Below are 13,104 nucleotides of genomic sequence, written 5' to 3'. Positions count from 1 at the left end.
GCCTTAGGTCTCAACCCGGTGTAGCAGTTATCTTTACTATAACAACCCAAAGGTCCGAAAGTATTTTTATGGAAACACTGTTTCCTACTTAAGATAGCCTTGGCTTTGAAGGAACTCACGGGCAACTGTTTCAGCAGACTTACCCTCTACTCCCACTTCATAGTTCATGCGACTCATCTGTTCCGCCGTAATCTTTCCTGCTAAGACATTAAGCACGCCTTCCAATTCCGGATGTTGTTTCAACAACGCTTCCTTCATTAAAGGTGCGCCTTGGTAAGGTGGGAATAACTGCTTGTCGTCTTCTAACACCACAAGGTCGTAGCGTGTGATTTCTGCGTCTGTTGAATACGCGTCGGTGATTTGAATGTCCCCCGATTGAATCGCTTGGTAGCGCAGGCTTGGTTCCATTGTTGCGACGTTGAGGTTCAATCCGTATACCTTTTGAAGGCCGCGGTTTCCATCTTCTCGGTCGTTGAATTCGAGCGTGAATCCGGCTTTTAATTGCCCTTCGACTTTCTTCAAGTCAGAGATGGTCTTGAGTCCGTATTTTTCAGCAATCGCTCTTGGGACCGCGACGGCATACGTATTTTGGTATTCCATCGGCTTCAAATAGGCCAAATTGTCTTGCTTCAAGATGCCTTCTTTCGCCAATTCGTAGACTTCTTCTGGATCATGCGACACTTTTGGCGCAGGCTTCAACAAGCTTTCCGTAATCGTTCCTGTGAATTCTGGGTAAATGTCGATGTCCCCATTCTTCAAGGCTTCATACAAGAATGTTGTCTTCCCGAAGTTTGGTTTCACTTCGACTTTCAGCTTCGTATTTTCCTCAATTAAGAGTTTATACATATTCGCTAAGATCTCTGGTTCAGGTCCTAATTTACCGGCGATGATCAGCGTTTGTTGCCCCATCGAAGGCATCATCCCTGAAACGAAAGACGCTCCGAGTCCCGCAAATAGGACGATAAAGGTTGCAAAAATCGTTTTTAATTTGGCATGTTCCATCCATTTCAACAATGTACTAAACGCAATCGCGAGAACGGCTGAAGAGATCGCCCCGATTAAAATCAAGCTGGCGTTGTTGCGGTCAATTCCAAGAAGGATGAAAGAACCGAGTCCCCCTGCCCCAATTAACGCTGCAAGAGTGGCTGTTCCGATAATAAATACCGCTGAGGTGCGCACCCCAGACATGATGACAGGCATCGCGATTGGAATCTCAAACTTCTTCAATCGTTCCCACTTCGTCATCCCAAAGGCAACTCCCGCTTCTTCTAAGCTTGGGTCAATGCCCTGTAGTCCCGTAATCGTATTTTGTAAAATCGGGAATAAGGCGTAAATGACAAGCGTTGTGAGTGCTGGGACCGTTCCGATGCCCATAAATGGAATAAAGAGCCCTAATAGCGCCAATGAAGGGATTGTTTGGAAAATTCCTGCCACTTGAAGAACAAATGCCGCAGAGCGCTTATGTGAGCTTAATACAACGGCTAAAGGTACAACCACGACAATTGAAATCAGTAATGCTAAAAGCGAGAGTTGTAAATGTTGTCCTAACGCTACTGTCCAGTCGCTAAAACGGTCTTGGAAGGTCGTTATCAAGTTATGCATGAACGGCACCTCCTTTGAACAATTCTTGGACAAATTCCGTTGCAGGATGCTCTAAGATTTCTTCAGGACTTGCGACTTGCTCAATGGCTCCGTCTTTTAAGACCGCAATACGGTCGGCCAACTTCAATGCTTCATCCGTATCGTGCGTGACGAAAATCGTCGTCATCTTGAACTCTCGGTGCAATGCTTTCGTGAGTTCTTGTAGTTGCTTACGAGAGATGGCATCTAAGGCCGAAAACGGTTCGTCCATCAGAAGTGTCATCGGTTCTGCAATAATGGCTCTGATAATCCCAACACGTTGTTGTTCCCCACCAGAGAGTTCGCTTGGAAGTCGTTTGGCATAATCTTCTGCTGGAAGGCCTACCTTCTCGAGTAATTCCTTTGTTTTCGCGGCGATTTGCTCCTTCTTCCAACCTTTCATCTCAGGGATAAGCGCGATATTTTCCGCCACCGTTAAGTTCGGGAACAACGCGATTTGTTGAAGAACATAGCCTGTCTCTAAGCGTAATTTTCGTTGGTCATGTTCCTTGATTCGTTTTTCATTTAAATAAATATTTCCATCAGTCGGTTCAATTAACTGATTAATCATCTTTAACATGGTTGTCTTCCCAGAACCAGATGGCCCAACTAACACCATAAATTCGCCGTCGTTAATCGTAAGGTTCACGTCTTTTAAAACGAGCTTTTCATCATAACGCAAGGCGACGTTTTTATATTCAATCATACTAACCCTTCTTTATTTAATTGATTTATACTCCGCTTCTACTCCCTTTTGTACAGCGGGACGTTTGGCAATTCTGTCTGCCCATTCGTTTAAATGCTTGTAGCTTTGCGCATCAAGGAACTCTGCAGAATTTTGATACAAGTAGCCTTGAACGAGTCGGCCATACCATGACCAGATGGCGATATCAGCAATCGTGTATTCGTCTCCTGCGATATATGGGCGTTTGGCTAATTCTTTATCCAGTAAGTCTAATTGGCGTTTCGCTTCCATAGTGAAACGGTTAATGGCATACTCGATTTTCTCTGGTGCGTAGTTGAAAAAGTGTCCAAATCCGCCTCCTAAGAAAGGTGCCGCTCCTGTTTGCCAGAAGAGCCAGTTTAGGACTTCTGTACGTTTAGCAGTGTCTTCTGGAAGGAATTTTCCGAATTTTTCTGCTAAATAAAGCAAGATATTCGCTGACTCAAAGACGCGAATCGGTTCATCTCCTGAGCGGTCTAAGAGTGCTGGAATCTTCGAATTCGGGTTAATCGCTACAAAGTCGCTGCCGAATTGGTCCCCATCCATAATTGAAATCTTGAATAAGTCGTAGGCTGCCTTGTCGACGCCTGCTTCGAGTAATTCCTCCAGCATAATCGTCACTTTAATGCCGTTTGGTGTGCCAAGCGAATACACTTGTAAATCTGTTTCTCCGACAGGTAACTTTTGTTCAAAACGAGCTCCTGCTGTTGGACGGTTAATTCCTGAGAATTTCCCTTGGTTGCTATCGGCTGCGCTCCAAACGCGTGGTAATTGATATTCTGTCATATGGTATCCTCCTTGAGTCTCTTTAGAATTATTTTAACATGACACGTCCATTCTCTTTGAAACATCTGCTTATGAAACCTTTCTCAAGCAGAAACTTTTGTAAACGAATTATTTAGTGCTACAATTGGGCAAACCAATAAAAAGGAGGTCTTCTTATGTCATTAGAAAAACAATTACAACAAGCAACAGGTGCTGCAAAAGAATTATTAGGAAAAGTTACTGGTGATAAAAGCACTGAAACAGAAGGTGCAGTAGAAAAAGGTTTAGGTAAAGCCAAAGAAGTTATCGAAAACGTTAAAGAAGGCGTTGAAGGCGCAGTAGAAGGAATTAAAAATTCTTTCAACAAATAATAGAGCCTAACAAATAAGAGCCGCTACAAATTGTAGTGGCTCTTTTTTCTTTATAAAATATATTCAGCTAATAAGCGTTCGAACTCGCGGATATTGATGCCGCGTTTCAATTCAATTTTAATATGGCCTGCTCTTGTCCACAATTCCACTTCTGCCGTGTAATCGAGGATGCCTGCGTTTTCTGTAGACCACATATTTACTGCGCTATACGGTAAGGAATACATTTCTACTTTCGTTCCTGTTAGTCCATGGACGTCTTTGACAATCAAGCGTTTATTCGTGAATACCGCTACGTCTCGTACCGTTTTGAAGGCGCGGTCTGCCACCTCTCCTGTCACAAGAATTTCTTCGATATCGCGTGGGACATCCACTTCTCGGTAGAAGACCCATTTGAGTGCGGTTGTTTCGTTTTCCATTTCCATATCCAATCCCCCATCTCGTTGAACTTTCTAGTTATAATACATCTACAATTTCCCAAAGAATATCCTTCCATGTAACCTTCTTACGTCCATTTATCGTTTCGAATAGATGGTACACTTTCAGATGATTGTCATTGCGAAATACAAAATCGAAGCGGAATTCGCGTCCGTTTGGAGAAATCGCATCGAACTTAGTTTTATATTTATCATGAACTGGGCTTACGGGATATTTATTAAACAGCATGCGACGCTCGTCCCCTGCTTCCTTGAGACAGTTCTCAAGCTCCTCACAAAATTCCACAAACATCTGGTAGAGCTGTTCCTCGGAAAGTCTGCTACTGCGCACGAGTGACTTACAGTCTGAAAATCCGCAGCGTGTCATATCGATAACAAACGAAAAACCTTCTTTATTGATTCTATTTAAAAATTCTTCACGGTTCATGCTTGTCCTCCGTTGCTGATTTCTCTTGCCCATTCGGGATTGCTATAATAGCGCACGAAGAAATGAGGGTCTCCGCCTGCTTCGTCCATTTTATCTTTAATGCTCACTTCTGGATGAGTGACTTCTCCTGTTTTTGTAAAATACTCTCCGATTTTACCCGTGCGATTTTGAAGCCCCCACGCTACATCATTTCCTACAATCGCTGCTAAGAATCCATGACTCTCCACCAAGTCAAAGAATTCGGCTACGGTTAAGCTCTCTGGCACCTCGAATGTCATCTCATGATTGTATACATCATCTCCGGCACAAACCGAATTGCGATCGACAATAATTTTCATCTGGCCACTTCCTCTAATGAAATACTTGTGACTTCATTATACCATATCCGCATTTTATTCTCGCTTTTCTATCCAATCCGTCTGTAATTTAATCTATTCTTTACTGATTAAGAAATCTTTAAAAATGACTCTTAAAATCAATATATGTTTATAAAATAAAGAATATGTGTTAGTATATCCGTATTAACTTTTTTGGAGGAAACATATGTCAAAACAAAAGATTAACCGTTTTGTTGGATCTATTGGAGCTTTTATCGGTTTCCTTGTATTTATTGCTTATATTCCACAAATTATCGCAAACCTACAAGGAAGTAAAGGTCAACCTTTCCAGCCGCTTTTTGCTGCCGTTTCTTGTCTAATCTGGGTTATTTACGGTTGGACTAAAGAACCAAAAAAAGACTGGATACTTATTTTCCCTAATGCAGCTGGAGTCATTTTGGGCGGACTTACTTTCCTAACCTCTTTATAGTAAGAAATATGTTTTAATCGAATACTTAATAGATTCATTTACAAAGGAATTAAGTACAATGTTTACTTAATTCCTTTTTCTATGCTCTCCATTTCTACAACAAAAAAGCACCCTGTAAATACAGAGTGCTGAGATCAAATTTAATTATAATTTTAAATTTTCGAATTTAGCTTTAATATTATTTTTGAATTCTTCGATTTTTTCTTTACGAGCCTCTTTACGTTCTGCTTTCATTTGAGCGCGAGCCTTATTATAAAGATCAGCTTGAACTTTTGCAGCAGCTTCAATTTCTTCTACTACTGATACAACATTCCAACGTAAAATTTGTGTGTCGTATTTATTAAAATAAGCATTTAATACTTGCTCATCATCTTCTTGAACTAAAGCAACAAGAGCAGTTTCACCACTAACTAATTTTTGAGAAACTTGGTCGATTAAACCTTCTTGGACAGCTTCAACAGTATCGCCTCCGGCTAATCCGTATAGACTTCCAATTCCGTAACCAAATAATACACCTAATGGTCCCGCTAGCAGTCCGACAAACGCACCGATTAGGCCGCCTTTTAAAGCACCATCATTTGCAGAATCTTCAAAATCAAAACGATCTTTATCAGTAATATGACCGCCTTCATTTTTGATAACAGCAATTTGAGCGACTTTTGTTTTCTCAGTTTGCTTGAATGTTTTCAACTCAGCAAATGCCTGATAAGCTTCACTTTCTGTTTTGAAAATAGATACTACTAAATTTTCCATATTAATTCCTCACTTTCACTTGTGGATAGGTTAAGTATAATCTTTATCTACATAAAAAGCTAATCATTACTATTAAGTAGCGACGAGTATTAATTCGATTTAAAATAATATCGAAAAAATGATATTAACATTTTGAGGCTAGGGCTTCAACCAGCGAAGCCTGGGCTGTAAGCTACTAAAGTAGCAACATCCCCTTGCTAGGCCTTCGCCCTTCGCACCCATGGCTGTAAGTTGCTAAAGCACCAACACCCCCTGGCTAGGGCTTCGCCCGTCGCAGCCACATCCGTAAGTCGCGTTGCTCCAACGGCCGTGTCAACTGACCTCAATTCTCTACACAAAAAAAGCACCCCAATAAATGGGATGCTAAAAATGTTAATTTCATTTTAGAAAAACGATTATGCTTTTCTATCAATTGTGCTTTGGTACTCTGCCCCTGTTAATCGGTCGAATAAGAAACGACGATTGAAGAGCGTCACGATAAGGATGATTAAGAAGTACAATACGAATACGAGTAAGGTTCCTGCAAATAATACGAGGAATTCTGGTGTTTCTGCTTCAAAGTTAAAGACATCCATGAGTGTGAGTAATCCTAGCGGAATCCAGTTGAAGTACGCTGTGATGAGGATACCTCTGAGTACTGTACGAAAGGCTTTGTTGTCTTTGAACTCTACTCCGAATTTGAGCAAGGCGCTTCCGAGTGTTTTTCCATTAAAGAGTGGTACCAAGGCAAAATACAATGCAAACAATACAGAAACTGGAACAGTTGTATTCAAGAAGCTATACGGTACGTAGACAATCGCTGCGTCAATGAGGAGCGACAACATGACGCGAATGCTCGATACGTGAGTACCCTCCTCAAAGGATTTCTCATCTATGGCGTCTCTTGAAGGAAGAACCCAAACCGCAAGCTGGCCAATGAAGTACCCAAGTGCGCCACCCGCCGTATTTTGAATAATATCATCGATGTCGCATAGGCGGTAAGGTCCAGGATAAATAAAGTACAATCCAGATAATTGCGTGAGCTCGAAGAATAAGCTGAGTAACGCTGTTAATAAAATCGTCTTCTTGAAGCTGCATTTGAAATAATAACGCATGTACACCCCGAAAGGTACGAGCATCAATACATTGAATGCTGGAATGTAGAACGATGGATATTTCATCGAATCAATCCATGTCGACGGGTCCGTCAGTACAAACGGGCTATCGTTGAAGAAATCCGCCACAAATGAAAACGGAACAAGGTTTAACTTGTCTGTGTACGTCGTATGAACGGTCTCTGGATCAGGAAGTGGCAAGTTCACTAATGAATATGCCGCCAGTAAATATAAGATAAATGAATAAAAAATAACCGTGCGCAATTTATTCACCGAACCGTATTTTCGATAGTTTGCAATCATGTACGGAATGGTAATGACAAACGCTAAAATAGGAAATAAAATCAGTGCGATTTTAATGGTGCTGATATAAGACATAAATACTCCTCGACTAATAAAGTTAATATCCGCATTATACCAAAATACGTGCAGTGAATAAATAATTCGTACTAACAAAAAGCACCCTGTAAATACAGAGTGCTGAGATCTTGTGAGTAATTCCCATAACGTATTAACGTTTTAAGGCTTACTTTGTCTATTTATTGACCGTTATCAGAAAACAACCAGAAAGAAAAACCTATTCAGTTCATCGTCCTCAATCCTTGTCTGCTTCATTTTCTTTTGCGCGATCGTTTTGTAAATCTTTTTCCGAGAGTTTTTGTTCGATATACTTGTCAATGTTTTCGTAAAATTCCTTGATCGTCTCACTATCTATTTTTGTCGAATTATTAAATTGCTTGACTTTCAATTGAACAGATTGAATACCGTAAGAGGCTTGTTTTTGGCGAATGGTTTCTAATTCTTCTTCTGAAATCGGATCTCCAACAACCGTCAAGACCAATTCATTATTCGTTGACTTGTAGACTTGATTAATGACCGTATGATTGGCGAACTCATTTCCTACAAACTGTTTGATTCCTTCTTTTCGCGCTTGATCCATCGTCAGAGTGACTGCTGAATAGCTGGCTGGAAGGACCAATAATACAATCAAGGATATCAACCCAATTCTCATTTTAATGCTTAGCTCATTAAATGAACTTAAGGGAGATTTTCTCATCAAAAATCTTGTTCCAACAATGTTGATTATCATGATAAAGACACAGTTGATCAAGAAAAGATAAAGAGCCCCAAATAAAAATCGTACATTTCCATGAGCTAAACCATAGCCTGCAGTGCAGATAGGTGGCATCAGAGCTGTTGCGATGGCTACTCCTGGTACGATATTGTTTGCTTCTTTTTTCCTTGAACCAATGAACCCTGCTATCCCACCAGCAATAGCAATGAGAACATCCCAAATGGTTGGAGAGGTTCGTGCAATCAACTCGCTACTTGCATAAGATAAGGGAGACATCCAGAAATACAAAGTCGAGACAAGCAAACTGACCAATACTTGAGTAAATAAAACCACTAAAGATTGTTTGATTAAACGGGTATCAAAAATAGCTAACCCAACACCCAGTCCAACAATCGGTGTCATAATAGGGGAAATCAGCATGGCTCCAATAACGACAGCTGTTGAATTCATATTTAGACCTATAGAGGCAATAAAAATCGCACACATCAAAATCATTGTATCTCTTAATCGAACATGAAGATCATCATATAATTTCTCACGATATTCACGTATTGAATAATTGGCAGTCATTTGTCCTCTCCTCTTTCCTTATTTAAATTGGTATAATAATTAAAAATAACAGCTGATAAACAGCCAAAAAATATGAGCCCATAAATCGTCAAGAAGACACTGGTAATCCTTCCAATCAAGGTCACAGCTAGGAGATCCCCGTAGCCGACAGTCGTCGAAGTCACAAAAGCATACCAAAGACCGTCTCCGTAATTTGTGATAGCAGGTTCAACTAGGAAAAGCACGCCTCCTGACCCAAAAACAAAGGCCACAAAACTCAGAGCAAACCGAGTAAAACCCGTAACCTGCATAATATGCCATAACATTTTTAAACGTTTCATTTGTTCTCCTTATTCATACTAGCTCCTGACCGAGCCGTTTTTTTCCAATAATCAAAGTGAAGATAGGACATGATCTCCATCAGAGAAAGATAGACAAACTGATAGATCTGATTTAAGCTGATTATCAACTGATATTATTTGAAAAATGACTGGAAGAAAGACCAGATATGACTGTCTTGAATCAGTCCCTTCTTAATATCAGACAGGATATTAGCTAAAGCTCCCAAGGACTGAAACGGTAAATCCTTGACATTTATATAGATCCGGTCCACCACATCATTCAGACTGGTATCTTGGATGGCATGAAATTCTCCAAAGAGAACTCCTGCCGCTCCAAGAGTAGAAACAAATTCCACCAAATAATTTCTGAGGAAATTTTCTCAACCTTTTCCCATAATGTGTTTAGTGCCATCCATAACGATCCCAACCAGAAAAAGGAAAGAAAACAAGCAAAGAAATTTTGCCGTAAATCCCAAAAAGCTTCAAGACTTGGTGTTGTTGGTTTTTCTAACTCTAAAACCAAGATGGTCATAATAATTGCTAGAACAGCATCTGTCAATACAATTAATCTGTCTTTCTTCATCGGATTGCATCCCCTTTCTTTTTTGTAACATTCTATCTTATCGCATAATATTGGATATTCTTTCATAATCCGACTACAAACAAAAATAAACCAAAAAGTATGTCCCTATTATACTATATTTAACTCTAGAAGTATTCATCCATCTAATTAATAAATATATCATATTTCACAATAAGTGAATACTATCAAAGATTCATCCCCTTTCACTTCATCATGTAGTGTTGCTTAGATTTATCAAAAACAACCAAATTTGTATTAATTTCAAGTATCACCTAGTTACAAAAATTTGGGGTGAACAGAAAAAGCATCCCGTATTTTTGATACGAAATGCTTTCAATAAGTTTAAATAAGTTTTAACGTTTACTAAATTGTGATGCTTTACGAGCTTTTTTCAAGCCTGGTTTTTTACGTTCTTTCATACGTGGGTCACGTGTTAATAAGCCAGCAGCTTTTAACACTCCACGGAAGTCAGGGTCAACTGTTAATAATGCACGAGCGATTCCGTGACGGATAGCTCCTGATTGACCTGTGAATCCACCACCGTTAACGTTAACTAAAACGTCGTATGAACCTAATGTTTCAGTTAAGTTTAAAGGTTGTTTGATTACTTCGTGTAAGTAAGCAAATGGGATGTATTCTTCGATTGATTTTTTGTTAATTGTAATGTTTCCTGTCCCTGGTACTAAGATAACACGGGCAGTTGAGTTTTTACGGCGTCCAGTGCCGCGGTATTGTGCTTGAGCCAATGCTTTTTCCTCCTTAGATTAGTGATTGGATGTCTACTGCTACTGGTTGTTGTGCAGCATGTGGATGTTCAGCTCCACCGTAAACATGTAATTTAGTAAATTGACGACGACCTAATGAGTTCTTAGGTAACATGCCTTTGATTGATAATTCAACTAATTTACGAGAGTTGTTAGCACGTAATTCACCAGCTGTACGAGCAGTCAATCCACCAGGGTGGTTTGAGTGGTGATAGTAAACTTTATCAGTTGCTTTTTTACCTGTTAAGGCAACTTTGTCAGCGTTGATGATGATTACGAAATCACCTGTATCAACGTTAGGTGTAAATGTTGGTTTGTTTTTTCCACGTAAAATGCTTGCTGCAACAGCTGAAAGACGTCCTAATGGCACATCAGTAGCGTCGATAACAACCCAGTTACGTTCTGTAGTGCTAGCTTTAGCCATGTATGTTGTACGCACGATTGTTTCCTCCAATTTCTTTCTTGGTATTCTTCACATTGAGTTTAACGGGGCTCAAATGTGGATCTATTATCTAGAAAATAAAATTATTTTGCTAATGCTTCTTTAGCTTTGTCTGCTAATACTGTGAAAGCAGCTGCATCGTTAACTGCTAAGTCAGCTAACATTTTGCGGTTCATTTCGATACCAGCTAATTTTAAGCCGTGCATTAATTTGCTGTAGCTTAATCCGTTTAAACGAGCTGCCGCATTGATACGTGCGATCCATAATTTACGGAAGTCACGTTTCTTTTGACGACGGTCACGGTAAGCATACATATATGATTTCATGACTGCTTGTTTAGCTGTTTTAAATAATTTTGATTTCGCTCCGTAGTAACCTTTTGCTAATTTTAAAACGCGGTTACGACGACGACGAGTAACTGTTCCACCTTTAACACGTGGCATAATTAATTCCTCCTTGGTCTATCAGTCTCTTGCGACTGTTCGAAAATGTAATAGTTTGCGTGCTGAATTAACGCATTTGACTTAATTGTTGTTTAATACGTTTGATGTCAGTAGCGTGAACCATTGTTTGTTTACGCAAGTGACGACGTTGTTTTTTAGTTTTGCCATGGAAACGGTGGCTTGTGAAGGCTTGAGAACGTTTTAATCCTCCACCACCTGTACGTTTGAAACGTTTAGCTGAACCACGGTGTGTTTTTTGTTTTGGCATGAGACTTTCCTCCTGTTACTTTTTTACTTATCATTCTTAGGTGCTAACATCAAGAACATGCTTCGTCCGTCCATTTTAGCCTTTTGTTCAACTGTCGCGATTTCAGAAACTTGTTCTGCTAAACGCTCGAGAACTTTTTGACCAATCTCTTTATGAGTAATGGCACGACCTTTGAATCGAATGCTTGCTTTGACTTTATCGCCTTTTTCAAGGAACTTGATCGCCGCTTTTAACTTCGTATTAAAGTCGTTCTCATCAATTGTAGGGCTTAAACGCACTTCTTTGATATTGATGACTTTTTGGTTTTTGCGAGCTTCTCGTTCTTTTTTCTGTTGTTCAAAGCGATATTTACCATAATCCATAATTCTGGCAACTGGCGGTTTTGCGTTTGGCGAAACTAATACTAGATCAAGTCCAGCTTGTTCTGCTAAACGTAAAGCATCGTTTTTCGTTTGAACACCAATTTGTTCACCGTTATTGTCAATAACACGTAACTCACGAGCGCGAATTCCATCATTGACCATCATATCTTTTGCTATGATATTCACCTCCAAGAATTTTTGAGAGAAAAAAAGCAAAAAAGCAACGGAAGTAATAGAATACTCCCGCTGCCAATGTCTTTTTAAAACTTGAACATTTCCTATCAGCCCAAGGACCCTTGTCAACTTAGGCGAGAAGCGGGATGCTTCTGCTTGTTTTCTCAACTTCAATAGTCTACCAAATAATAGAGAATCTGTCAACACATATCCCTTTACAGGTCACTATTAATTTTTTCCTTTTTGTAGAATACAGTATTCCCTCAAATTCGTCAACAAATCTACTCTTCTTTTCGTGTTTTTCTCTAGCGTGAGGAGTATAATATAGGTGAAAATTTTAGAAAGGAGGTGTACGCTATGGGACTTGCGAATTTTCAACAGTATTCTCTCACAAAACACTTTAAACAACGAGCCCTCGAACGCTTTGGTATCCCCGAAGAGAAATGCTTAAAGTGGTTTCGAGTGCAGGCACAAACCATGGAGTTATGTGACAATCCGAATAATAAAGATCCCCATCAACAACGATTTCAGAATGCCGATAATATTATCATGATTTGTAATACGGAAAACCGAACTGCTCGTACTTGTTTTTTGGTTTCGTCTTGTGACAGGTTACTGTATGAACAATTTCAAGCAGACCGTAAACAGTTGATTGCTACTTACCGAACGGAACTTGTCGGCAAGGAATCAGACGACATTTTACAGTCACTTGAAACATTGCTTCGCATGACAAACGAAGCGCGGTTAAAATTGTCAGTCGTTTCAACCGAGTGGATGAAAGACTTTAATACTTCTCTTCAACAGTTGCAGTCTAGTGCGGAGACCATGCAACAACATTTAAATTTGTTCAATTAGGCTAATAAACTCTACTCTTTATTATTCTAATTAAGCAACATGGGTGAGCCGATGTCGACTCACCCTATTTAATTTAATTTGATTTCTCAGAATCCTTACGGATTTTTTGATAATAGCTGTAATAGGAGACCGGGTCGAGCCTATTGTCTCTCCCCTTTAATGTTCAAAGCGGACGTAAGAACTTCATTCTAACGTCCGCTAATTCACATTTAATCTTTTTCCTATTACAGCTATTATAAAATCCGTTGATTCT

19 protein-coding genes and 1 other annotated feature are annotated in these 13,104 nt (G+C 39.7%); of the genes, 3 read left to right on the top strand and 16 right to left on the bottom strand.

Translation table 11 applies throughout. From position 1 onward, the window contains the following. Nucleotides 1-84: 84 nt before the first annotated feature. From O3798_RS05290 to yghU, 3 genes are read right to left on the bottom strand one after another with little or no spacing between them, the layout of a single operon-like run. Nucleotides 85-1,602, bottom strand: a complete 1,518-nt coding sequence (locus tag O3798_RS05290) for an ABC transporter permease/substrate-binding protein (RefSeq protein ID WP_371463786.1) — start codon at nucleotides 1,600-1,602, stop codon at nucleotides 85-87. Continuing rightward, nucleotides 1,595-2,326 (bottom strand): ABC transporter ATP-binding protein, encoded by a 732-nt coding sequence (locus tag O3798_RS05285; RefSeq protein ID WP_371463784.1) that lies wholly within the window; start codon nucleotides 2,324-2,326, stop codon nucleotides 1,595-1,597. The genes O3798_RS05290 and O3798_RS05285 overlap by 8 nt, the downstream gene beginning before the upstream one ends. Nucleotides 2,327-2,338: 12 nt before the next feature. After that, nucleotides 2,339-3,130, bottom strand: coding sequence for a glutathione-dependent disulfide-bond oxidoreductase (gene yghU / locus O3798_RS05280; RefSeq protein WP_371463782.1), 792 nt, complete (start codon nucleotides 3,128-3,130; stop codon nucleotides 2,339-2,341). 155 nt (nucleotides 3,131-3,285) lie between these two features. Here yghU and O3798_RS05275 point away from each other — a divergent pair, with 155 nt between their 5' ends. Next, entirely contained in the window at nucleotides 3,286-3,480 is a 195-nt protein-coding gene (locus O3798_RS05275; RefSeq protein ID WP_371463780.1) for a CsbD family protein, read from the top strand. Nucleotides 3,481-3,530: 50 nt separating this feature from the next. Here O3798_RS05275 and O3798_RS05270 read toward each other — a convergent pair whose 3' ends face one another. The 3 genes from O3798_RS05270 to O3798_RS05260 are packed head-to-tail and all read right to left on the bottom strand — an operon-like array spanning nucleotide 3,531 to nucleotide 4,679. Further along, nucleotides 3,531-3,896, bottom strand: coding sequence for a PH domain-containing protein (locus tag O3798_RS05270; RefSeq protein WP_371463778.1), 366 nt, complete (start codon nucleotides 3,894-3,896; stop codon nucleotides 3,531-3,533). Between the two features lie 37 nt (nucleotides 3,897-3,933). After that, nucleotides 3,934-4,341: a hypothetical protein gene (locus O3798_RS05265; protein WP_371463776.1), complete on the bottom strand. Its 408-nt coding sequence runs from the start codon at nucleotides 4,339-4,341 to the stop codon at nucleotides 3,934-3,936. Further along, complete coding sequence (locus O3798_RS05260) at nucleotides 4,338-4,679, bottom strand: hypothetical protein (protein ID WP_371463774.1); 342 nt, start codon at nucleotides 4,677-4,679, stop codon at nucleotides 4,338-4,340. The genes O3798_RS05265 and O3798_RS05260 overlap by 4 nt, the downstream gene beginning before the upstream one ends. 205 nt (nucleotides 4,680-4,884) lie before the next feature. On the opposite strand from O3798_RS05260, the gene O3798_RS05255 reads away from it, so the two are divergent. Continuing rightward, a complete protein-coding gene (locus tag O3798_RS05255) occupies nucleotides 4,885-5,148 on the top strand; it encodes a SemiSWEET family transporter (protein ID WP_048709611.1) in 264 nt (87 codons plus the stop codon). A gap of 144 nt (nucleotides 5,149-5,292) precedes the next feature. Here O3798_RS05255 and O3798_RS05250 read toward each other — a convergent pair whose 3' ends face one another. From O3798_RS05250 to infC, 10 genes are all read right to left on the bottom strand, one after another. Further along, nucleotides 5,293-5,901, bottom strand: a complete 609-nt coding sequence (locus O3798_RS05250; RefSeq protein ID WP_371463772.1) for a DUF1269 domain-containing protein — start codon at nucleotides 5,899-5,901, stop codon at nucleotides 5,293-5,295. Between the two features lie 395 nt (nucleotides 5,902-6,296). Further along, nucleotides 6,297-7,373, bottom strand: a complete 1,077-nt coding sequence (locus O3798_RS05245) for a VanZ family protein (RefSeq protein ID WP_371463770.1) — start codon at nucleotides 7,371-7,373, stop codon at nucleotides 6,297-6,299. Nucleotides 7,374-7,590: 217 nt separating this feature from the next. Beyond that, nucleotides 7,591-8,640, bottom strand: coding sequence for a DUF389 domain-containing protein (locus O3798_RS05240; RefSeq protein ID WP_371463768.1), 1,050 nt, complete (start codon nucleotides 8,638-8,640; stop codon nucleotides 7,591-7,593). Further along, entirely contained in the window at nucleotides 8,637-8,960 is a 324-nt protein-coding gene (locus O3798_RS05235) for a potassium channel family protein (RefSeq protein WP_048711036.1), read from the bottom strand. The genes O3798_RS05240 and O3798_RS05235 overlap by 4 nt, the downstream gene beginning before the upstream one ends. Nucleotides 8,961-9,240: 280 nt before the next feature. Beyond that, the gene (locus O3798_RS05230) at nucleotides 9,241-9,543 is read right to left on the bottom strand and encodes a TMEM175 family protein (protein ID WP_006151097.1); all 303 of its coding nucleotides are present in this window, start codon (nucleotides 9,541-9,543) and stop codon (nucleotides 9,241-9,243) included. Nucleotides 9,544-9,896: 353 nt separating this feature from the next. Then, nucleotides 9,897-10,289, bottom strand: coding sequence for a 30S ribosomal protein S9 (rpsI, locus tag O3798_RS05225; protein ID WP_005605904.1), 393 nt, complete (start codon nucleotides 10,287-10,289; stop codon nucleotides 9,897-9,899). Nucleotides 10,290-10,302: 13 nt separating this feature from the next. Then, nucleotides 10,303-10,746, bottom strand: coding sequence for a 50S ribosomal protein L13 (gene rplM / locus O3798_RS05220; protein ID WP_039848825.1), 444 nt, complete (start codon nucleotides 10,744-10,746; stop codon nucleotides 10,303-10,305). 86 nt (nucleotides 10,747-10,832) lie between these two features. Further along, on the bottom strand, nucleotides 10,833-11,192 hold the full coding sequence (gene rplT / locus O3798_RS05215; RefSeq protein ID WP_005605911.1) for a 50S ribosomal protein L20: 360 nt from the start codon (nucleotides 11,190-11,192) through the stop codon (nucleotides 10,833-10,835). Between the two features lie 67 nt (nucleotides 11,193-11,259). Continuing rightward, complete coding sequence (gene rpmI, locus O3798_RS05210; RefSeq protein WP_005605917.1) at nucleotides 11,260-11,460, bottom strand: 50S ribosomal protein L35; 201 nt, start codon at nucleotides 11,458-11,460, stop codon at nucleotides 11,260-11,262. A 23-nt stretch (nucleotides 11,461-11,483) separates the two neighbouring features. Then, nucleotides 11,484-11,987, bottom strand: a complete 504-nt coding sequence (infC, locus tag O3798_RS05205) for a translation initiation factor IF-3 (RefSeq protein ID WP_005605919.1) — start codon at nucleotides 11,985-11,987, stop codon at nucleotides 11,484-11,486. A 44-nt stretch (nucleotides 11,988-12,031) separates the two neighbouring features. After that, nucleotides 12,032-12,160: a sequence feature (ribosomal protein L20 leader region), on the bottom strand. A gap of 193 nt (nucleotides 12,161-12,353) precedes the next feature. Here infC and O3798_RS05200 point away from each other — a divergent pair. Further along, complete coding sequence (locus O3798_RS05200) at nucleotides 12,354-12,851, top strand: hypothetical protein (RefSeq protein ID WP_371463766.1); 498 nt, start codon at nucleotides 12,354-12,356, stop codon at nucleotides 12,849-12,851. Nucleotides 12,852-13,104: the final 253 nt, after the last annotated feature.

The organism is Granulicatella sp. 20925_1_45, from assembly GCF_041433555.1.
Lineage (GTDB): Bacteria > Bacillota > Bacilli > Lactobacillales > Aerococcaceae > Granulicatella.
Note: the sequence above shows the minus strand (reverse complement) of the source record. Positions and strands in the feature narration are given on the sequence as shown.